Source organism: Mycobacterium sp. (assembly GCF_965229105.1).
Lineage (GTDB): Bacteria > Actinomycetota > Actinomycetes > Mycobacteriales > Mycobacteriaceae > Mycobacterium.
Map to the genome: position 1 here is coordinate 6619759 of NZ_OZ245858.1, position 20250 is coordinate 6640008.

Annotated in this window: 16 protein-coding genes; 7 read left to right on the top strand and 9 right to left on the bottom strand. The window is 65.9% G+C overall.

The window, feature by feature from the left end:
* Positions 1–29: 29 nt before the first annotated feature.
* The 4 genes from ADBZ9O_RS31175 to ADBZ9O_RS31190 all read right to left on the bottom strand — a co-directional run bounded on the left by ADBZ9O_RS31175 (position 30) and on the right by ADBZ9O_RS31190 (position 4886).
* On the bottom strand, positions 30–1859 hold the full coding sequence (locus ADBZ9O_RS31175) for a phosphoenolpyruvate carboxykinase (GTP) (protein WP_526527366.1): 1830 nt from the start codon (positions 1857–1859) through the stop codon (positions 30–32).
* 212 nt (positions 1860–2071) lie between these two features.
* A complete protein-coding gene (locus ADBZ9O_RS31180; RefSeq protein WP_526527367.1) occupies positions 2072–2335 on the bottom strand; it encodes a hypothetical protein in 264 nt (87 codons plus the stop codon).
* Between the two features lie 59 nt (positions 2336–2394).
* Entirely contained in the window at positions 2395–3825 is a 1431-nt protein-coding gene (locus tag ADBZ9O_RS31185; protein WP_526527368.1) for a hypothetical protein, read from the bottom strand.
* Complete coding sequence (locus tag ADBZ9O_RS31190) at positions 3822–4886, bottom strand: hypothetical protein (RefSeq protein WP_526527369.1); 1065 nt, start codon at positions 4884–4886, stop codon at positions 3822–3824. The genes ADBZ9O_RS31185 and ADBZ9O_RS31190 overlap by 4 nt, the downstream gene beginning before the upstream one ends.
* Before the next feature lie 156 nt (positions 4887–5042).
* Between ADBZ9O_RS31190 and trmB the strand changes: the two genes are divergently transcribed.
* From trmB to mmpL3, 3 genes are all read left to right on the top strand, one after another.
* Complete coding sequence (trmB, locus tag ADBZ9O_RS31195) at positions 5043–5795, top strand: tRNA (guanosine(46)-N7)-methyltransferase TrmB (RefSeq protein WP_526527370.1); 753 nt, start codon at positions 5043–5045, stop codon at positions 5793–5795.
* On the top strand, positions 5792–6499 hold the full coding sequence (locus ADBZ9O_RS31200) for an NYN domain-containing protein (protein ID WP_526527371.1): 708 nt from the start codon (positions 5792–5794) through the stop codon (positions 6497–6499). Before trmB ends, ADBZ9O_RS31200 begins: the two co-directional genes overlap by 4 nt.
* Positions 6500–6574: 75 nt before the next feature.
* Complete coding sequence (gene mmpL3 / locus ADBZ9O_RS31205) at positions 6575–9574, top strand: trehalose monomycolate exporter MmpL3 (protein ID WP_526527372.1); 3000 nt, start codon at positions 6575–6577, stop codon at positions 9572–9574.
* 15 nt (positions 9575–9589) lie between these two features.
* On the opposite strand, the gene ADBZ9O_RS31210 is transcribed toward mmpL3, so the two are convergent.
* On the bottom strand, positions 9590–10738 hold the full coding sequence (locus ADBZ9O_RS31210) for an AI-2E family transporter (protein WP_526527373.1): 1149 nt from the start codon (positions 10736–10738) through the stop codon (positions 9590–9592).
* Positions 10739–10892: 154 nt separating this feature from the next.
* On the opposite strand from ADBZ9O_RS31210, the gene ADBZ9O_RS31215 reads away from it, so the two are divergent.
* The 3 genes from ADBZ9O_RS31215 to ADBZ9O_RS31225 are packed head-to-tail and all read left to right on the top strand — an operon-like array spanning position 10893 to position 13712.
* Positions 10893–12053 (top strand): lysylphosphatidylglycerol synthase transmembrane domain-containing protein, encoded by a 1161-nt coding sequence (locus ADBZ9O_RS31215; RefSeq protein ID WP_526533710.1) that lies wholly within the window; start codon positions 10893–10895, stop codon positions 12051–12053.
* Between the two features lie 49 nt (positions 12054–12102).
* Positions 12103–13332 (top strand): M23 family metallopeptidase, encoded by a 1230-nt coding sequence (locus ADBZ9O_RS31220; RefSeq protein WP_526527374.1) that lies wholly within the window; start codon positions 12103–12105, stop codon positions 13330–13332.
* Positions 13332–13712 carry a DUF3054 family protein gene (locus tag ADBZ9O_RS31225; protein ID WP_526533712.1) on the top strand — a complete coding sequence of 127 codons (381 nt, stop codon included), beginning with the start codon at positions 13332–13334 and terminating at the stop codon, positions 13710–13712. The genes ADBZ9O_RS31220 and ADBZ9O_RS31225 overlap by 1 nt, the downstream gene beginning before the upstream one ends.
* Positions 13713–13725: 13 nt before the next feature.
* On the opposite strand, the gene ADBZ9O_RS31230 is transcribed toward ADBZ9O_RS31225, so the two are convergent.
* From ADBZ9O_RS31230 to ADBZ9O_RS31245, 4 genes are all read right to left on the bottom strand, one after another.
* Positions 13726–15084 (bottom strand): sensor histidine kinase, encoded by a 1359-nt coding sequence (locus ADBZ9O_RS31230; protein WP_526527375.1) that lies wholly within the window; start codon positions 15082–15084, stop codon positions 13726–13728.
* The gene (locus ADBZ9O_RS31235; RefSeq protein ID WP_526527376.1) at positions 15081–15758 is read right to left on the bottom strand and encodes a response regulator transcription factor; all 678 of its coding nucleotides are present in this window, start codon (positions 15756–15758) and stop codon (positions 15081–15083) included. Before ADBZ9O_RS31235 ends, ADBZ9O_RS31230 begins: the two co-directional genes overlap by 4 nt.
* A 71-nt stretch (positions 15759–15829) precedes the next feature.
* Positions 15830–16204 (bottom strand): hemophore-related protein, encoded by a 375-nt coding sequence (locus tag ADBZ9O_RS31240; protein ID WP_526527377.1) that lies wholly within the window; start codon positions 16202–16204, stop codon positions 15830–15832.
* A 187-nt stretch (positions 16205–16391) separates the two neighbouring features.
* On the bottom strand, positions 16392–16982 hold the full coding sequence (locus tag ADBZ9O_RS31245) for a hemophore (protein WP_526527378.1): 591 nt from the start codon (positions 16980–16982) through the stop codon (positions 16392–16394).
* A gap of 260 nt (positions 16983–17242) precedes the next feature.
* Here ADBZ9O_RS31245 and ADBZ9O_RS31250 point away from each other — a divergent pair, with 260 nt between their 5' ends.
* Positions 17243–20242: an MMPL family transporter gene (locus tag ADBZ9O_RS31250; RefSeq protein ID WP_526533714.1), complete on the top strand. Its 3000-nt coding sequence runs from the start codon at positions 17243–17245 to the stop codon at positions 20240–20242.
* The last annotated feature ends 8 nt before the right edge of the window (positions 20243–20250 follow it).

Consider the following 20250-nt stretch of genomic DNA (forward strand, 5'->3'; position numbering starts at 1 on the left):
GGCTGCCCCACCGAGGCTCCGAGTAATCCCTACGCTTCTTCGGCCAGTCGGGTCTTGAGCGCGTCGAACTCGTCCTTGATACCGGTCGGCAGCTTTTCGCCGACAAATTCAAACCACTCTTCGATCAGCGGCAATTCCTGGCGCCACTCGTCGGCATTGACGGCCAGCGCCAGGTCGACGTCGGCGGCGTCCACATCAAGACCGTCGAGATCGAGATCCGCAGCGGTCGGCACGATGCCGATCGGGGTGCTCTTGCCTTCGGCCTGGTGCTCGATGCGCTCGATCGCCCACTTGAGCACCCGGCTGTTCTCGCCGAAGCCTGGCCACAGGAAGCGGCCGTTGTCGCCGCGGCGGAACCAGTTCACGAAGAACACCGCGGGCATCTTGGACTCGTCGGCATTCTTGCCGAGGTCGATCCAATGCTGGAAGTAGTCGCCGACGTTGTAACCGAGGAACGGCAGCATGGCCATCGGGTCACGACGGACGGTGCCGACCTTGCCTTCGGCGGCGGCGGTGGTCTCCGAGCCCAGCGTGGCGCCGATGAAGACCCCGTGCTGCCAGTCGCGGGCCTGGGTGATCAGCGGAACGGTCGTCTTGCGGCGACCGCCGAACAGGATCGCCGAGATCGGCACGCCCTGCGGGTCATCCCACTCCGGGGCCAACGTCGGGCACTGTGAGATCGGGGTGCAGTAGCGCGAGTTCGGGTGCGCCGCTTTGCTTTCCGTCTCCCGCAGATTCCAGTCGTTACCCTTCCAATCGATCAGGTGGTCGGGCTCACCTTCCAGGCCCTCCCACCAGACGTCGCCGTCGTCAGTCTTGGCGACATTGGTGAAGACGGTGTTGCCCGCGGCGATGGTCTTCATCGCGTTGGGGTTGGAGTCCCAGTTGGTGCCCGGCGCAACACCGAAGAAGCCGAACTCGGGGTTGACCGCGTAGAGCCTGCCGTCCTTACCGAAACGCATCCAGGCGATATCGTCACCGACGGTCTCAGCCCGCCAGCCCGGGATGGTGGGCTGCAACATCGCAAGGTTGGTCTTACCGCACGCCGACGGGAAAGCGGCGGCGATGAAGTACGCCTTGTTCTCCGGGCTGATCAGCTTGAGGATCAGCATGTGTTCGGCGAGCCAGCCCTCATCGTGGGCCATCGCCGAGGCGATGCGCAGGGAGTAGCACTTCTTGCCCAGCAGAGCGTTGCCGCCGTAACCGGAACCGTAGCTCCAGATTTCGCGGGTCTCCGGGAAGTGGCTGATGTATTTCGTGTCGTTGCACGGCCACGGCACGTCCACCTGGCCGGGTGCCAACGGGGCACCGATCGAGTGCAGCGCCTTGACGAAGAACCCGTCGTCGCCGATCTTGTCCAGCGCCGCCTGGCCCATCCGGGTCATGGTGCGCATAGAGACCACGACATATTCCGAATCGGTGATCTCGACACCGAGTTTGGGATCTTCCGCCTCAAGCGGGCCCATGCAGAAGGGCACCACCCACATGGTCCGGCCGCGCATCGACCCCCGGTAGAGCTCCGTCATCAGCCCGCGCATCTCGGCGGGTTCCATCCAGTTGTTGGTCGGACCGGCATCGATCTCGCGCTGCGAGCAGATGAACGTGCGCGATTCGACGCGCGCGACATCAGACGGGTCGGACAGCGCGAGGTAGGAGTTCGGCTGCTTCTTGTCGTTCAGCTTCTGGAAGGTGCCCACCTCGACGAGCTGCGCGGCCAGCCGCTCGTACTCTTCCTCGGAGCCGTCAGCAAACACCACCCGGTCTGGCTGGGTGAGCTCGGCGATCTCCTGAATCCAGGCGAGCAGCCCTTCATGTTTCGTCGGTGCGGTATCCAGACCTGGAATGGTCGCTGAGGTCATTTACATCTCCTACCCGAATTTCCGAGGGGTTCCCCGCCAAGCACGCAGACCATATTCCACCTTCAGGATCTTCACAGATGGTGGCCGTGGCCGTGTCTTGTTAGAGGTTAACGCGGGTGACATACCCGTGGTAAATCCAGGCTATGTCCGTTGACTCACAAGAACGATTCAGAAACCCCCAACTGGGGTGTTCATCGATTCAGATTGTTCTGTCAAAGTCGAAATCCCATCGAAATACCGTTATCCCCCACTAATTCGTCGCGTAATTCGTCATCACCGGTTCCAACGGTGCGCAGGCGGCCGGCTTCGACATCGCCGAGTCCAGTGTCGCTAGCTACCGACGGGTAACCGTCTGGCCGCCCCTCGGACGCGATCAGGTCAGGCACGATCACCCAGAGACGGTGGACAGCGCTGGGTAGGTCCTCATCAAGCCAGTCCTCGACATCGACGCGTGTGCGCAGCGAACTCCGGCTCATCCGCCAAGCGTAGGACCGTTGGGGTCATTCGTGCTCGGCTTCTCCTGATCATTTGGAGTTCATTCGCCGAGTTCGGCGCGCACGGCATCGAGTGCGCGCTGGACCACCGGCACCTGACGGTCCCTGACCGCGCTCGCGCGGGCCCCGGCCATCGCATGCTCACGTAACTCGGCATCGATGAGCCGAAGCTGACCGGCCAGCGCCACATCGCGGGCCTCCTCCTGCTCGGCCAGGTCGACGGTCAGCGATGTCTCCGCGGCCAGCACCCGAGTGGCCACTACCTGATCCACCGTCGCGCGCAGGGTCGCGGTGACATCGGAAACCCAGCGGTCCAACACCGCGCGATCGTGCAACAGGCCCCGCATCCCGACCACCCACACCGTGACAGCCAGACCGACCACAACACAGACGAGGGCACCGACCGCGGTCAATCCCGGAGCCAGATCGGCGAAGATCCGGCTCAGCGTCAACGCCACCCCCAGGCCGAAACCGGCGCCGAGCAACATCATCAGCCGGGTTTCGACACGGCGCGATTTCAGCGGCGGCGTACCGACAGATACCCCGGCACCGGCCGCCGGGAGCGATGAATCACCCTGAAAGACATGCTGATTGGCGATATCGGCGAGGTGCTCGGTGATACCTTCGTTGACTTCACCCACCACCTCGACGGCCCGCCGTTCGACATAGGTCGGGAAGCTGGGCATCGTGCGCCGGGTCAGTCCCGCGATGTCCTCCTGCAACTCAGACCGCACCGAGCTGCACCGAGTTCTGGCGAAGTAGGACAACTGCACGCGCGCCTGCTGGATCTGGCTGCGCAGGGTGATCGCACGCTCTGTCTTGGCCGTTCGGCGCTGGCGGGCCACCTCGACGCGGCTTTCCCGAAGCTTCGCCACCCGGGCGTCTCTGCCCACACTCTGTGCCGAGCTGTCGTAGTGCCGGATCTCGGCTCCGAGCCGAGATTCCCACGCCCGCAACCTGTTCCGTCGCGATAGCTGATCGCCGACCAGCCCTGTGCTGAGCACATCGACGAGCTCGTCAATCGCGACATCGCCCAGTTCGGGTGCCGCGGCCACCCCTACCCATGGCACGGCGGCATAGCGGCTGCGGTACGCGGTCAGGATCCGCCGGTCGTCGTCGAGCACATCACGCCAGCGTCGGTGCACATCGATTTTGGCTACCACACCGAGCACCAGATCGGTATGCGCGGCGGCGGTGTCCAGGAGCGCGCAATCAGATTCGGTCAACGGTGCGACCGCCGATGCCACGAACACCACAGTGACGGGGACTTCACCGTTGCCGAGTTCGTCAGATTCGACGAAAGTGTGCTCCGGTAAGCACTTTCGCAGCGCGGTGAGCACACTCGACGAGCCAGAAAGCCAGGGCCCCACGACCAGCACGGCATCGCGACGACGCACCGCGGGCGCCCGGACCTCCGGTGCGAGTTCGGCCACCAGCGCATCGACCGCGCCACCGGGATCCTGTTCCGTCACGGTGCCCAACCAGACGCAGCCCAACCAGACGCAGAAGACAGCAGCCGCAACGATCCCCTGGCGATATCCGCAGCGCAGCGTCGGTGCAGCACGCCGAGTGGACCCGCGGCGAGGTCGCGCCAGTGCACCGCCCTACGCAGATGCGCCACAACATCATCGGCCGGATCCACGCGCAGGCCCGCACCCTCGATCACGTCCACCGCCGCGGTCATCAGGGCCAGCACGGTGTCGTCGGCGGTCAGGAAGGCGGCGACGTCGTCGTCGGTGGCCGCCAGTAGACCCAGCTCGTCGACCACACCGAGCACCCGGCGATATCTGGCGTCGGCAGCGATGACGTCGATCCGCGCGGTCACGTCGTCAATCCGGCTGACCCGCCGCAGCGCCGCCCGCACATCCGGCGCGCCGCCGCATCGCTCCCGTCGCAACGTGACGACGCCGTGCGCGACACCAAAGAGATCAAGGGCTTCGATGAGCCGGTGCCGGATCTCTCGGGGCAACGAATGCGCACACGTGACGAAACCATCGGGTGAGCGCAGGTCGGCGGGTTCGTCGACGAGCACGGCCAGCGCGGAGACGAGGTGCTCATCAAGGACGGCCGGATCCAGGGCCGCCACCGCGAGCAGCCCGACCATCGGCTCGGTGGGTGCGCCGAGCCGCTGCGCCAGCGTCGCGCTGCGGCGGTGCGCGGCGATGAGTGGTCCCCCGGGGCCGAAGCCGGTCAGATCGGCCTTGTTGAGGACGGCCAGCGTGCAACCCGTCGCCACATCCTCGGGTTTGGCGACCTCGGCGACCACCAGGACGTCGATATCAGCCTCGGTCTCGACGATGTCCATCCCCGCACCTGAGAGCCCCGCGGCCGCCAGCGCGGTCCGCACCGTGCGGACCCCGACGCCGGCGCGGCCATGCACCCTCACGCCCAGCGGTGCGGTGACCCTGGCGGCCAGGACTGCCCACCGGCGGCCGGCCGGGTGTCCTGAAGCCGGATGGCCTGAAGCGGAGGCGCGATCAGCCAGCGCCTCGGCGAACATCTGCTGACCCGTCCGGTGATGTCGGACCTTCATGTCCAGCCATGGTGGCATCCGACCCCCACCGGCGCGAGCCACGACAGCCCCATCCTGGGGACAACCAGGCGCTGTGACCGGCACTAAGTGCAACTGTTGGGTATCAATCTGCACCACGATGCGGGTCGATTCGGGTTGATGAGCGACCATTGACACATGTATGCGCATCGTGGGTCGGGGTCTGCGGAGCTGTCCGCCGAACCCGACGAGCCAACCGACGCGCACCTCTACCCCCGAGTGACCAGTTTTCGATCGAGACGATCGAGCCTGAATGACGCCCAGCAGGACACCTGGGATCGGCTGTGGCCACGCCTCGGCACGCAGGCCCGGTTACCCGACCGGCCCGCCGAACTGCTCGATACCGCGGCCTGGTTCGGGCGGTCAGCACCGGTGATCCTGGAAATCGGCTCCGGCACGGGCACCTCCACTCTGGCGATGGCCAAGACCGAACCGGATATCAACACCGTCGCTGTCGAGGTGTACCGCCGTGGTCTGGCCCAGCTGCTCTCGGCGATCGACCGGGACGGGGTCGAGAACATCCGGCTGATCCGCGGCGACGGTCTCGATGTCCTGGAGCACATGTTCGCGCCGGGGTCCCTGACCGGGGTGCGGGTGTTCTTCCCTGATCCGTGGCCGAAATCGCGCCACCACAAGCGCCGCCTGCTGCAACCGGCCACCATCGCCCTGATCGCCAACCGACTGCGTCCCGGCGGAGTGCTGCACGCCGCGACCGACGACGCGCACTACGCGGGGCAGATCGCCGAAGCCGGGGACGCCGACCCCCACCTGCGACGCATCTCCCCAGGTGCGGTGTTGCCCGTGTCCATCGAGCGGCCCACCACCAAATACGAGTCGAAGGCACACCACGCGGGCAGCGCCGTCGCCGAACTCCTGTGGGAGCGGTCATGACCGTGGATCTGATCGGCGACACCGCATCCGAAACCGACGACCAGGACGTGACTCCGGTCACGCTGCGCACCCGTCGCGTCCTGCTGGTGTGGGACGCCCCCAACCTTGATATGGGTCTCGGCTCGATCCTCGGCGGCAGACCCACCGCGGCACACCGCCCCCGGTTCGACGCGCTGGGCCGCTGGTTGCTGGCCCGCACGGCGGATCTCTCGCAACCCACCCCCGATGATCCGACCCCGTTTTCGCTGGAGCCGGAAGCCACCGTTTTCACCAATATCGCCCCGGGCAGCGCAGACGTCGTCCGGCCATGGGTGGAGGCACTCCGTAACGTTGGTTTCGCGGTATTCGCTAAACCAAAGGTCGACGACGACAGCGACGTCGACGCCGACATGCTCAACCACATTGCGCAGCGCCGCAGTGAGGGTCTGGCGGGCTTGTTGGTGGCGTCGGCCGATGGGCAGGCGTTCCGGCTACCGCTGGAGGAAATTGCCCGCGACGACGGCACCCCTGTTCAGGTGCTCGGATTTCGCGAACATGCCAGCTGGGCATTAGCGTCGGATACCTTGGAGTTTGTCGACCTGGAAGATATTCCTGGTGTGTTCCGGGAACCGCTCCCGCGAATCGGCCTAGATTCGCTACCAGAGCAGGGTGCCTGGCTACAGCCGTTCCGGCCACTCTCGGCGCTGCTGGCGTCCCGGGCCTGAGTACAACGGATTTAAGAAAACTTCAGAGCCATGCGCAGCGGGTCGCAAAGGACTTTTTGACGGTTAGGAGCTTACGTGTTCGCCTGGTGGGGTCGGACGGTGTACCGATACCGATGGATTGTGATTGCGGTCATGGTCGCGGCGTGCCTCGGTGGTGGCATCTATGGCATGAGCCTCGGTAAGCACGTCACGCAGAGTGGTTTCTACGACGAGGGCAGCCAGTCGGTCCACGCGTCGATCGTCGGTGACGAGGCATACGGGCGTGACACGTCCAGCCATATCATCGCCATTTATACGGCGCCTGAGGGCAAGACTGTCGACGACCCCGCGTTCCAGAAGAAGGTCCTGGACAACCTGGCGGAGGTCGAGAAGGACCACCCCGACCAGATTCTGCGATCCATCGGCTATTTCAAGAGCCCCGAGATTCTCAAGAACATGTCCGATGCCGATAAACAGCATGCGTTCATGTCGATCCAGCTCAAGGGCGATAACGACGACACCATCCTGAACAACTACAAAGAGGTCAAAGACGACTTCAATGTCCCCGGCGTCGACGTCAAGCTCGCTGGCCTGCAGCCACTGGCCGAGCAGCTGACCGGGACCATCGGCAAGGATCAGCAGCGCGCTGAGATTGCGGCCATCCCGCTGGTGGCGGTCCTGTTGTTCTTCGTCTTCGGCGGTGTCGTCGCAGCCATCCTGCCCGCCCTCATCGGTGGATTGTCGATCGCAGCGGCGCTGGGCATCATGCGCCTGGTCGCCGACTTTGCGCCCGTGCACTTCTTCGCCCAGCCGGTGGTGACGCTGATCGGGCTCGGCATCGCGATCGACTACGGCCTGTTCATCGTCAGCCGGTTCCGAGAAGAGCTGGCCGAGGGTTATGACACCGAGGCATCCGTGCGCCGCACCGTGATGACCTCGGGCCGGACAGTGATGTTCTCCGCTGTCATCATCGTGGCCTCCTCGGTACCGCTGCTGCTGTTCCCGCAGGGATTCCTGAAGTCGATCACCTACGCGATCATCGCGTCGGTCATGCTCGCGGCGATCCTGTCGATCACCGTGCTACCCGCCATCCTCGGCATCCTCGGACCCAACGTCGATGCGCTCGGGGTCCGCACACTGCTGCGGGTGCCCTTCTTCCGCAACTGGAAGCCGATGCGACTGTGGCTGACGTGGCTGGCCGATAAGACGCAGAAGACCAAAACCCGCGCCGAGGTCGAGAAGGGTTTCTGGGGCAAGCTCGTCAACCGGGTGATGAAGCGGCCGATCGTGTTTGCCGCTCCGATTGTGGTCTTCATGATCGTGCTGATCATCCCGCTGGGGCAGCTCGCACTCGGCGGTATCAGCGAGAAGTATCTGCCACCGAACAACTCGGTCCGCCAGGCGCAGGAGGAGTTCGACAACGTCTTCCCCGGCTTCCGCACCGAACCGCTGACCCTGGTCCTGGAGAGCACGAACGGCCAGCCGGTCACCGACCAGCAGATCGCCGAGGTCCGCAACCGGGCCATGCAGATCTCAGGGTTCACCGACCCCAACAACAATCCCGACAGCATGTGGCAGGAACGTTCCTACCTCGATGGCGCGTCGAAGGATCCGTCGATCCGGGTGATCCAGAACGGCCTGGTCGTGCGCAACGAGGCGGCCAAGAAGCTGGCGGAGCTGCGCGCGATCCCGCCCCCGCGTGGGATCACGATTTCCGTCGGCGGCACCCCGGCGCTGGAACAGGACAGTATTCACAGCCTGTTCGACAAGCTGCCGCTGATGGTGGTCCTGCTGATCACCACGACGACGATCCTGATGTTCCTGGCGTTCGGATCGCTGGTGTTGCCGATCAAGGCCGCGTTGATGAGCGCGCTCACCCTCGGGTCGACGATGGGCGTGCTCACCTGGATGTTCGTCGACGGGCACGGTTCCGGGCTGATGAACTACACGCCGCAGCCATTGATGGCGCCGATGATCGGCCTGATCATCGCGGTGATCTATGGCTTGTCGACGGACTATGAAGTGTTCCTGGTCTCCCGAATGGTCGAGGCCCGCGAACGCGGGATGTCCACCACCGAGGCCATCCGGATCGGTACGGCCACCACCGGCCGGTTGATCACCGCTGCCGCGCTGGTGCTGGCAGTGGTTGCCGGGGCGTTCGTGTTCTCCGATCTGGTGATGATGAAGTACCTGGCCTTCGGCCTGCTCATCGCGCTGCTCCTGGATGCCACGATCGTCCGGATGTTCCTGGTGCCGGCGATCATGAAGATGCTCGGCGACGACTGCTGGTGGGCACCGCGGTGGATGAAGCGACTGCAGGTCAAGATCGGCCTCGGCGAGACCCACCTCCCCGATGAGCGCAAGCGGCCGATGACCCAGGCCCCTGAAGACGAAGCTGACGCAGCTCTCGTCGGTGCCGGCGCGCCGGTACCCGACCGGGCCCGCCCGCACGACCCGACCCATCCCGGCGCCGAAGGGGCACCGCGCCCCAGGGCGACGCCGGCTCGGATTCGTCCGCCGCAGGAACTCCCGTCCGGTGCGGGCACCACCCGGATCCCGACGGCCGCTGCTCCCGACGCCGATAGTGAGGCGCCGACGACCCGGTTCTCCTCGGCGAAGAGCGCCGTGCGCAACGCGGTCACCACCGCGGCCGGGGCGGCCACCGCCGCCACGCACCGCCAGGCCCCACCCGCCAACGCCGAGCGGGAGATCGAATCATGGCTCGGCGAACTGCGCGGGAAGCCGGGTAGTGCTGCACCGCAACCACATTCACAACCGTCATCGGACCCAACCCGGTCGATGAATCCGGCACCCACTGGTGAGTCGCCTGCGGATAAGACGACGGCGATCCCGGTGGCACGTCCCAACGGCACCCATACCGAGGACAACGACGCGACACCGGAGGCCGCCACCAGGGCCATCCCCGTCGCGAACCCACGGGCCAAGGACACCGAGGCCGCTACCGAGAAGCTGAACTCGCGCCCCGACCGCGGCGAGGGTCCAGCGCCCCAGGGCGAGGGTGATGACAAGCCGACCCGTCGTGGCGGTGGCGGGGTCAGCGCACAGGATCTGCTGCGCCGCGAAGGCCGTATTTAATACGCGCGGTGTGCTTTAGCCGTCTCTGCCGGAGTCGACCACGTCGGCGTCGGCGGAGATGACTGGTCCGTCCTCCGCTATCTGTTTCGCTTCTTCGGCGGCAGGGTCATCGGCCAGCAGCACCCGCAGCGCGCTGTTGACGAACGCGATGATCGGGACCGCCAGGAGCGCCCCCACGATGCCCGCGAGAACGCCGCCGCCGGCGATACCGAGCACCACGGCCAACGGATGCAGCGATACTGCACGACCCATCACCAGGGGCTGAAGAATATGCGCTTCCAGCTGCTGTACGGCGACGATCAGACCCAGGGTGATCAACGCGACCACCGCACCCTTGGTCAGCAGGGCGACGATGACGGCGAGGAATCCGGTGACGATCGCACCTACCAGCGGGATGAAGGCACCCAGGAACACCAGCGACGCCAGCGGCAACGCCAGCGGTACACCCATGATCGCCAGGCCGGTGCCGATACCGACGGCGTCGACCAGGGCCACCACGAACGTCGCCCGTACATAGCCGATCAGGGAGTGAAACCCGGCCCGGCCCGCATCGGTGATCCGCACCCGCACATCGGAGGGGAAGACCTTGGTGACGAAATCCCAGATATTGCGTCCACCGTGCAGAAAGAAGATCAGCGTGAAAAACACCAGCAGGGCGCCGGTGACGATCTCGGTCACCGTCGACGCCGTCGACAGGGCACCGCTGGTCAGCTTTTCCTGATTGTCCTGCAGCGCCTTGACCGCCGAATCACCTGCGTGTTCGATCTGTTCGCGGCTGAGGTGGGCCGGCCCTTCGACGAGCCAGGTCTGCAGCGAGTCGATGCTGTGGGTGACCTGTTCGACGAGGCCCGGTAGGCCCGAAATGAATTGGCTGACAACGAATGTCAAAATCCCGCCGAGGGTCGCGAAGCTACCGAGCAGCACCAGCGCCACCGCACCACCGCGGGGTGCGCCGCGGCGGTCCAGCCAGTCGACCACCGGTACCAGCAGCGCCGCCAGCATGGTTGCCAGGGCCACCGGGACGACAATGAACTCAACCTTGGCGACCACCCACAGCAATGCGATGAAAGCGGCCAGAAGGACCAGCAGGCGCCATGCCCACGCTGCCATCTTGCGTATCAGCGGGGTGACAGCAAGATCGTCGGCTCCGGTGGGCAATGCCATCGGGCCAGCGTAGCGGCCGGGCAACGTTTAGCCGGGCAACCTCTAACCGGGCACGCAACCTGACCGGTCGACGACCCGGGCGAGGCTGCACTAACCGGGGGTCGCGCACCGTTACCCTAAGCACGTGTCCCACGACGCGCGGGCCAACGATGCCATGAGCCAGCAGGAAGGATCGGCTCGTAGCAAGTACTGGTGGCTGCGCTGGGCGGTCTTCGGTCTTGCCATCGTGGTGCTGGCCGTCGAGGCCACGCTGGTCTGGGATCAGCTGGCCAAGGCGTGGAAAAGCCTGCTGACCGCGAACTGGTGGTGGGTGCTGGCCGCGGTGTTCGCCGCGATGCTGTCCATGCACAGCTTCGCCCAGATCCAGCGGGAACTGCTCAGGTCGGCCGGGGTGCGAGTACGTCAATTGCGCTCCGAGGCCGCCTTCTATGCGGGCAACGCCCTGAGCACCACGCTGCCGGGCGGGCCGGTGCTCTCGGCCACCTTCATTTACCGGCAGCAGCGTATCTGGGGCGCCTCGCCGGTGGTCGCGTCCTGGCAGCTGGTGATGTCCGGCGCGCTGCAGGTGGTCGGCCTGGCGTTACTCGGCCTCGGCGGCGCATTCCTGATCGGCGCGAAAAACAATCCGTTCTCACTGCTGTTCACCCTCGGCGGTTTCGTCACGCTGCTGCTGCTGGCCCAGGCCGTGGCGTCGCGGCCGGACCTGATCGACGGTATCGGCGCACGAGTGCTGTCCTGGGTCAACCAGATTCGAGGCAAACCGGCGGACACCGGGTTGGCCAAATGGCGCGAAACACTTGAGCAACTCGAATCGGTCAGCCTGACCAGACGTCAGCTCAGCACGGCTTTCGGCTGGTCGTTCTTCAACTGGGTCGCCGACGTCGCCTGCCTGGCCTTCGCGGCCTACGCCGCAGGCGGTAAACCGTCGCTGGCCAGCCTGACGGTGGCCTACGCCGCGGCCCGCGCGGTCGGCTCCATCCCGCTGATGCCGGGCGGATTGCTGGTGGTCGAGGCGGTGCTGGTGCCCGGCCTGGTGTCCAGTGGCATGACGCTGCCCGCCGCTATCTCGGCGATGCTGATCTACCGACTGGTCAGCTGGATTTTCATCGCGGCGATCGGCTGGGTGATCTTCTTCTTCATGTTCCGCACCGAGAGCACCGTCGACCCGGACGTGCAGGAGCAAGCCGACCTCGCCGCCGCCGCATCAGAAGGGCGGGAGCCGTCAGCGCACCCCGAACCTCCGCCGGACGCCGGCGATACCGCGCTGCAGGGGCCGCTTCCCCCGCCGCACCCCGACGAGCAACGCGACCGCTGAGGATGCCCGACCCGTCCCGGTCCGGTGAGGTTCATGATTGGATCGGCGCATGTCGTTGCGCCCGTTCGTCAGAGGTCTGGTCCAGGCAGCTGCAGTACTGACGGCGGTCGCGACGGTGGCCGCGTGCTCGTCGTCTGCCCCGCCCGAAGCCGACAGCACCACCACGTCGCGGCCACCCGCGATGGTGACACCGTTGATCGGCTCGTCCACCGCCGACCCCATTCCGGTGCCCGCCACCGACGGCAGGACACATATCGCCTACGAGCTGCTGTTGACCAATTCGATGCCAGGTGAGGTCACGGTCGATTCACTGACCGCGCTCGACGGCGACCGGAAACTGCTCACCCTTTCCGGTGACAATCTGGCGTACTGGACACGGGCGCTGGGCAACTCCGCCACCCCGACCAACCGCATCCCGTCTGGCGGTTCGGCGCTGATCTGGCTGGACGTCACCATCGACAATGGGTCGCCGGCTCCTACCGAGATCGAGCATTCCGTCTCGCTCACCGTCGCCAAACCGATCCCGGGCCTGGTCAACGCCAACCTGACCCAGCTGGTGGCACCCGTGCAGGTGCAGACCAGCAAGCCGATATCCATCGCCCCGCCGCTGGACGGACCCAATTGGCTCGACGCAAACAGCTGCTGCGATACGACCGCACACCGGATGGCCGCTAACCCCATCAACGGAAAGATCTATCTCGCAGAGCGATTCGCCATCGATTACGTCCAGCTGACACCGGATTTCCGGTTGTTCAACAGCGACCCGACGAAGCCGGAGAGCTACCCGTATTTCGGCGCGCCGATTCACGCGGTTGCCGACGGGAAGGTGGTCGCCGTCGTCGATAATCTGCCCGAGCAGGTCGCGGGCCGCAGTCCCACCGGCCTGCCCCTGGACCAGTACGGCGGTAACCATGTCGTCCAGGACATCGGTGACGGAAATTTCGCGTTCTACGCGCACCTGAAAACGGGCAGTGTCGCTGTCAAACCGGGTGACGACCTCAAAGCCGGCCAACAGCTCGCCGCCCTGGGCAACACAGGAAACACCGACGCCCCGCATCTGCATTTCCACCTGATGGATGGTCCGGACCCGTTGGCGTCCAACGGTTTACCGTTCGTCATCAGATCATTCGGATTGGATCAGCGGGTGCTCTCCTTGTCCGCACTCGATAAATTGTTCACTGGCCAGCCCGCACCGCTGCAGCCCGGATTTGCCGCGCGCCAGCAGTCGGAGGTCTCCCCGCTGGTGCTGGACATCATGAATTACTCTGTCGGACAGTGATACCTACCGAAGCCACCAGCACCCGCAGTGCGGCGACCAGTCTCGCCGTCGATATCGCCTGCGTGCTGGTGTTCTGCGCGATCGGCCGCCGCAGCCATGCCGAAGGAATCACCGTCGCCGGGGTGGCATCGACCGCATGGCCATTCCTGTCCGGAACCGCGGCCGGCTGGCTGCTGTCACGGGGCTGGCAGCGACCGACGGCGATCGCCCCCACCGGGGTGATCGTCTGGGTCACGACGGTGATCGTCGGCATGCTGTTGCGAAAGATCAGTTCCCAGGTCGTCGTGCTGCCGTTCGTGATCGTGGCCTCGCTGGCGACAGCGGTACTGCTTCTGGGCTGGCGTGCGGCCGTGGCTGTGCGCGCGTCGCGCCGACACTGACGGCGAACCCGACCTAGACGGACGGCTCCGGTGCGGTCGCCACCGTCAGCGTGGCACGAAGGCCGCCCAGCGGCCCGTCCGACAGTTCGATATGCCCGCCATGCAGCACCGCCTGCTGCGCTACCAGGGCGAGCCCGAGGCCGGAGCCGCCCTGCGTGGCCGTACTGCCCCTGGAGAACCTCTCCAGCACGACGACGTGTTCCTCGGCGGGCAGGCCACGGCCGTTATCGTCGACGACGATCGCCATCTCGGTGCCCTGCCGGTGCGCCGCGAGGGCGATCAGGGTTGCACCGCCATGGGTGATGGCGTTGCGCACCAGATTGTCCACGGCCAGCCGCAGCCCGCCGGGCCAACCGAGGATGGTGCCGGCACCGTCGGCCTGCACGGTGATCTGCACTGAGCCGCCTGGGCGCTGATTCTCCCGGGCGACCCGGTCCAAAAGCTCTTCGACATCGATCTTTTCGCGGTCCTCAGCCTGGGCCAACTGCCCGGAAGCCAGCTGCCCCAACGCGGTGATGATCGCCTCGACCCGGCGTTGAGCTCGGGACAGGTCGGCCACCACTTCCTCGCGTTCCTCCGGTGGCAGGTTATGGATACGCAGGGTGTCCAGGTCGGCGCGCATGGCCGTCAGCGGGGTGCGAAGTTCGTGGGCGGCGTTGGCGGCGAAGTCCTGGGCAGCCTGCAGTGAGTTGGTGGTGGCCACCTGAGCGGCGGCCAACCGGGTGATCATTCCGGTCATCGCGTCGGACAGGTCCTCGGCTTCTTTGAGGCCGTGCACCGGCGCGATCTGTTCGGTGCCGTCCTGTCCGAGGCGCCGAGTCTGCTCGGTGAGCCTGCGAAGCGGCCGACTGGCTGCGCCACCCAACAACCAGCCAAGTCCGCCGGCGATCAGTACCGCACCGATGCCGATCGTGGCGTACAACGGGATCCGCGCCCGGTTGAGCAGAATGCTGTCGGCCCGAATACCGATCGATACCAGCAGCACACCTTGAGAGTTGTTCTGCGACACCGTGCGCACCCGGTACTCGGCGCCGTTGACGGTGACCGTCGAGGTGCCCTCGGGTAGCCGGGGCAGCTGGAATCCGCGCTGGAACACCACCTGACCGGTGCCGGCGGACCGGCCTGTGGACAGCACACCGCGTTGCGGATCCTGGAATTCTTCGGGCCGCATACTCGCGTCGACGATCGCGTCGAGCCGCCGATCCAGTTGCGTCACATCGTTATTCGCGAGAACGATCGACGTCAGCACCACCAGCACACCGACGACAGCGGCCGCGGCGATGGCGGCAGCGATAGCGACCCGGGTACGAAGGGAGGCACTGGGCTGCTTACGCCGAGATGCCCACTTGGATGGCTTGATCGACGAACTCATGGGTCGGCGCGGAGCACGTACCCGATCCCGCGAACCGTGTGGATGACCCTCGGCACGTCTTCGCGTTCAAGCTTGCGTCGCAAGTAGCTGATGAAAACGTCGGCCACATTGGTGTCGACGTCGAAGTCATAGCCCCAGACGAGTTCAAGCAGGCGCTGTCGACTCAACACCACACCGGCGTTCTCGGCCAGGACCGCCAGCAGATCGAACTCACGCTTGGTCAGCTCGACCCGCTCGCCTGAGACGAACACCAGACGCCTGGCGGTATCGATGGTCAGCGGGCCGACGGTCATCGCATCGGAATGCTCATCGGAGTGGGCCGAGCGACGCAGCAGCGCGTGCAGCCGGGCCACGAGTTCGCCCAGATCGAACGGTTTGGTGAGGTAGTCGTCGGCGCCGGCCTCGAGTCCCGCAATGCGGTCGTTGACGGTGTCACGAGCCGACAGCACACAGATGGGGATGTCGTTGCCCAGAGCCCGCAGCGCGGTCACCACGGCGACCCCGTCCAGCTCAGGCATCTGAACATCGAGGACGAGGGCGTCGTGACTTTCGTTGGACAACAGGCGAAGTGCTTCTTTGCCGTTGGCGGCGACGCGAACGTCGAACCCGGAATGGCGCAGCCCCCGAGCAACGGAGGTACGCACATCCGCGTCGTCATCGACCATGAGCACCATGTGGCCCGCGCCATCACGCGCGGGCCCGTCTCCCCCACTAGGTGACTGTGCCCCCAGTCCGACCAGGGGCACTAGGCGCCGGGCGCGTCCGAGATGCCGTCGCCGTTCTCGTCACCGCACCGGTTCTTGAGGTCGACCAGCGGCTGACGGATAGCGGTCAGTTCAGCCTTGTACTGCGGGTTGGCGTTCAAGTAGTCCTGCACCTGGCTGCGGACGGTGTCGCGAGGCGCACCCTCCAGGCCGGTGAAGAAGGCGTTGACGTCCGGATGCGTGAACAGGTACACCGAAGTGCCTGCGGAAACGCCAGCAGCAACCTGCGCAAGGTCGCCGGCGGTGCAGTTCGGTGGCGGGTCGGCGAGCGCCGACGGTGCCGCGAACAGCATCGCACTGGCAACCGCGCCGGTTCCGATCACACCGACAAACGCGCGACGGACAGTGAGCAACATGGTCAGGCTCCTTCATTGGGAGTAGAGAGGCCAGCTCGAGTGGATCGCAGGACGACGAAACACCGTACTGACTCCGGAAAGCTAAGCAGATTCTGTGACCACTTTCCTGCCTTGCGTGAAGGCAATCCCCAGAAACTGCAAAACCGCAGGTCAGTGACCCGAGTGGCGCGCCGGTCCGTGACCCTTGCTAACGAGTGCCGGTCGCTGCTGGCCCCGACGCCGACCCAGGTGTCGTCGGTACCGCCGTTACGGGCGCTCCCACAACGGGCGCGGTGCCCGTCGTCCCGGCCACCGCCTGTGCGGCTGTGGCGGTTCCTGGCAAACCCGCCGGCAGTCCGCCACTCTGCTGGGCGGCCTGCAGCAGACCCAACAACTGCGGGAGCGAGACCGGCAGTTTGCACTTGGCGGACAGGGTGGTGAGCGGCTGCTGGATCGCTTGCAGATCCTGACCGGCCTGCGGGTTGCCCTCGAAATATGCCTTGAGAGACACCAGTGATTGGGGCCCCGCCTGCTGCTGCGAGATCGTCGTCAGCGCCTGGTTGGTGTCGGGGTGCGCGTCGAGGTAGATACCGGTGTTGGTACCGACCGACCCGACGGTGCGAGCGATGCTGCTGGCTGCACACGGATCGGGGACCGCGCTGGCTGGCTGCGCAAGGAGAAGGGCGGTGCTACCGACGACAGCGGCAGTGGCGGCGCCGCCCAGGCCACGTCGAAACACCTGACCGGTCGCTCGCTGGGAGAGGTACACGGGGGATAGCTCCTTACGGATTGCGAACATCTGCGCGCCATCGCAAACAGCACAAGAGCGCTGATGCCGGCACACGGTCCCCCGACCTGGACACGGCCAAACCACATCCTGCCATCTCAAACTGGCCGGTGGCCAACCGGTCCAGCGAACACGCAGGTCAGGCCCAGCCGGCAGGCACCTCGGGGTCACCGCAGCTCAGGGCCCTGGTACAGCAGTGACGCCCAACCTGCTGCGGTAAGCTCACGGCACGCAATTCGGGGAGAATGCGGGGAGAGACCATCCAGCAGTTCATGATGCGGCTGAGCAGCAACCTGCGCCGGTTCCGCTGGTTTGTGTTCGCTGCCTGGTTGCTGGCGCTGGCGCCCGCCATCTGGCTCACCCTCACGCAGTCCGACAATCTGACCGGCGGCGGCTTCGAGGTCGCGGGTTCGCAGTCGCTGAATGTGCAGTATCAGGTCGAAGACCATTTCCCCACCGAAGGCGCATCGCCGCTGGCCCTGGTCGCCGCCCCACGGGCCGATGCCACCTACGACGATATGACCGCGGCCGTCGCCGGACTGGAACGCATGGCCGCCGAGGTGCCCAGCGTCACCATCGTGCCGAACCCGATGCAGCCAGCGCCGCAGCCCGACCGGCCGTACGTGGTGTCGCTGAAACTGGACTTCAACAACACCGGCGCCGTGGACGTCGCCAAGCAGTTGCGCGAAAAGGTCGGCATCGACGGTGACCAACCGGGCGAGGCGCAGGACGGCCGCGTCCGGCTCTATGTCATCGGACAGGGCGCACTCGGCGCGGCGGCCTCGGAAGCGACCAAGCACGATATCGCCGAAGCCGAACGGTGGAACCTGCCGATCGTCCTGATCGTGTTGCTCGCAGTATTCGGCTCCCTCGCGGCCGCGGCCATCCCGTTGGTCCTCGGCATCACCACGGTCATCGTCACGATGGGTGTCGTCTACTTCTTATCGCTGTATACGACGATGTCGGTGTTCGTGACGTCGACGGTCTCGATGTTCGGTATCGCCCTGGCCATCGACTATTCGCTGTTCATCCTGATGCGCTTCCGCGAGGAGTTACGCGCGGGCCGAGACGCCAAACAGGCCACTGATGCCGCGATGGCCACCTCCGGCCTTGCCGTCGTGCTGTCCGGTGCCACCGTCATCGCCTCCGTTACCGGTATCTATCTGATCCGCACGCCCGTGCTGAGTTCGATGGCCACCGGTGCGATTCTGGCGGTGGCGGTCGCCGTCCTGACCGCCACGACGCTGACGCCTGCGGTCCTGGCCACCTTCGGCCGGTCAGCGGCCAAACGGTCGCGGGTGCTGCACTGGGGACGCCGGGCGGAGACCACTCAGTCCCGATTCTGGACCCGCTGGGTCGGTGGAGTGATGCGCCGCCCATGGCTGTCCGCCTTGAGCGCGACGCTGTTTTTACTCTTGCTGGCCGCGCCCGCCTTCTCGATGGTGATGGGCAACAGCATGTTGCGCCAATTCCCGGCCTCGCATGAGATCCGCGGCGGCGTGGGCGCAGCGGCCGAAGCTCTCGGAGCCGGCGCGCTCGGACCCGTCCGGATCCTGGTGACCTTCCCCGACGGTGACGCGTCGTCACCGCCGAACGTCGGGGTCGTCGACGGTATCGCCAAGGAGATGGGCCGCGCGATCAACGTCGTGTCGGTGTCGCCGCCGCAGTTCTCCGATGACGGCCACAGCGCACTGCTGAGCGGGGTGCTGTCGGTCGATCCTGAGGACCTCGGGGCTCGCACCACCGTCGACTGGTTGCGCGAGCAGCTGCCCAAGGTGCCCGGCGCCTCAGCGGAATCGGGGGTGCGGGTCGATGTCGGCGGCCCGACCGCTCTGATCAAGGATTTCGACGATCGGGTGAGCCATACCGGACCCTTGGTGTTCGCGTTCGTCTCGCTGATCGCGTTCGTCATGCTGCTGATCTCCGTGCGATCGGTCTTCCTTGCCTTCAAGGGCGTCGTGATGACCGTGCTGTCGGTGGCCGCGGCCTACGGCAGCCTGGTGATGATCTTCCAGTGGGGCTGGCTGGAACCCCTCGGCTTCGAACCGATCAGCTCGATCGACAGCACCATCCCGCCGCTGGTGCTCGCGCTGACCTTCGGCCTGTCGATGGACTACGAAATCTTCCTGTTGACCCGGATCAGGGAACGCTTCCTGCAGTCCGGGGACACCCGCGACGCGGTGGCCTACGGCGTGTCCACCAGCGCCCGCACCATCACCAGCGCAGCGCTGATCATGATCGCCGTCTTCATCGGATTCGCCTTCGCCGGTATGCCGTTGGTCGCCGAACTCGGGGTGGCCTGTGCGGTCGCCATCGCCGTCGACGCCACCGTGGTCCGGCTGGTGCTGGTGCCCGCGCTGATGGCCATGTTCGACCAGTGGAACTGGTGGATACCGAACTGGTTGGGGCGCATCCTGCCGTCGGTCGATTTCGAGAAGCCGTTGCCCAAGGTCGACCTCGGCGATCTGGTGATCATCCCCGACGACATCTCCGCACTGATCGCGCCCGGCGCCGATATGCGCCAAGTGGTCAAGTCGGCGGCCAAGCTCAAGAATCTGGCACCCGACGCCATCACCGTCGCCGACCCGCTGGCGTTTAGCGGGTGCGCGGGCCTGGGTGATCTGCACGGCAAGGTCAAAGGCAGCGACGACGCCAGGGCGCACAAGGCGGCGCAGGCTCGGATCGGCGCCGCACTGACGCGCAGCGGCGCAGGCCGGTCCCACAGCAGTCGGTCGCACACCAACGGGCACGGCGATAAGCCGAGGAACTCCGGGCGTCCGGCGCGACCGGTGCATCCGGTGACGATGTGGCGTGGGCGGCTGTCCGTCGCGCTGGATGCGCTGAGCGCACAGGATGACGACCTCTCCTACTTCGGCAAATCCGCACTCCAACGGTCCAGCCCGATGGAGACCACCAATGTCCAGCTGCCCACGGGCGACCGGCTGCAGATTCCCACCGGCGCTGAGACGCTGCGGCTCAAGGGCTACCTGATCCTGTGCCGCAATAGCAGCCGCGATTACGCCGAGTTCGCCGATCTGTGCGACGCGATGGACCCCCAGACCGCAGCCGTCGTGCTCGCGGGTATGGACCGGTATTACTGTGGTCAACGATCTAACCGACTTTGGGTTGCCACCCAGCTGGTTCGGCGGCTTGCCGATCCCCACCCGTCCGATGTGGACGACGGGATAGGACCAGATGGCGAGGCAGACTGGGAGCGGGTAAGGCAACGGTGCCTGTCTGTGGCCGTAGCGATGCTGGAGGAGGCGAGGTGACGTTGGCC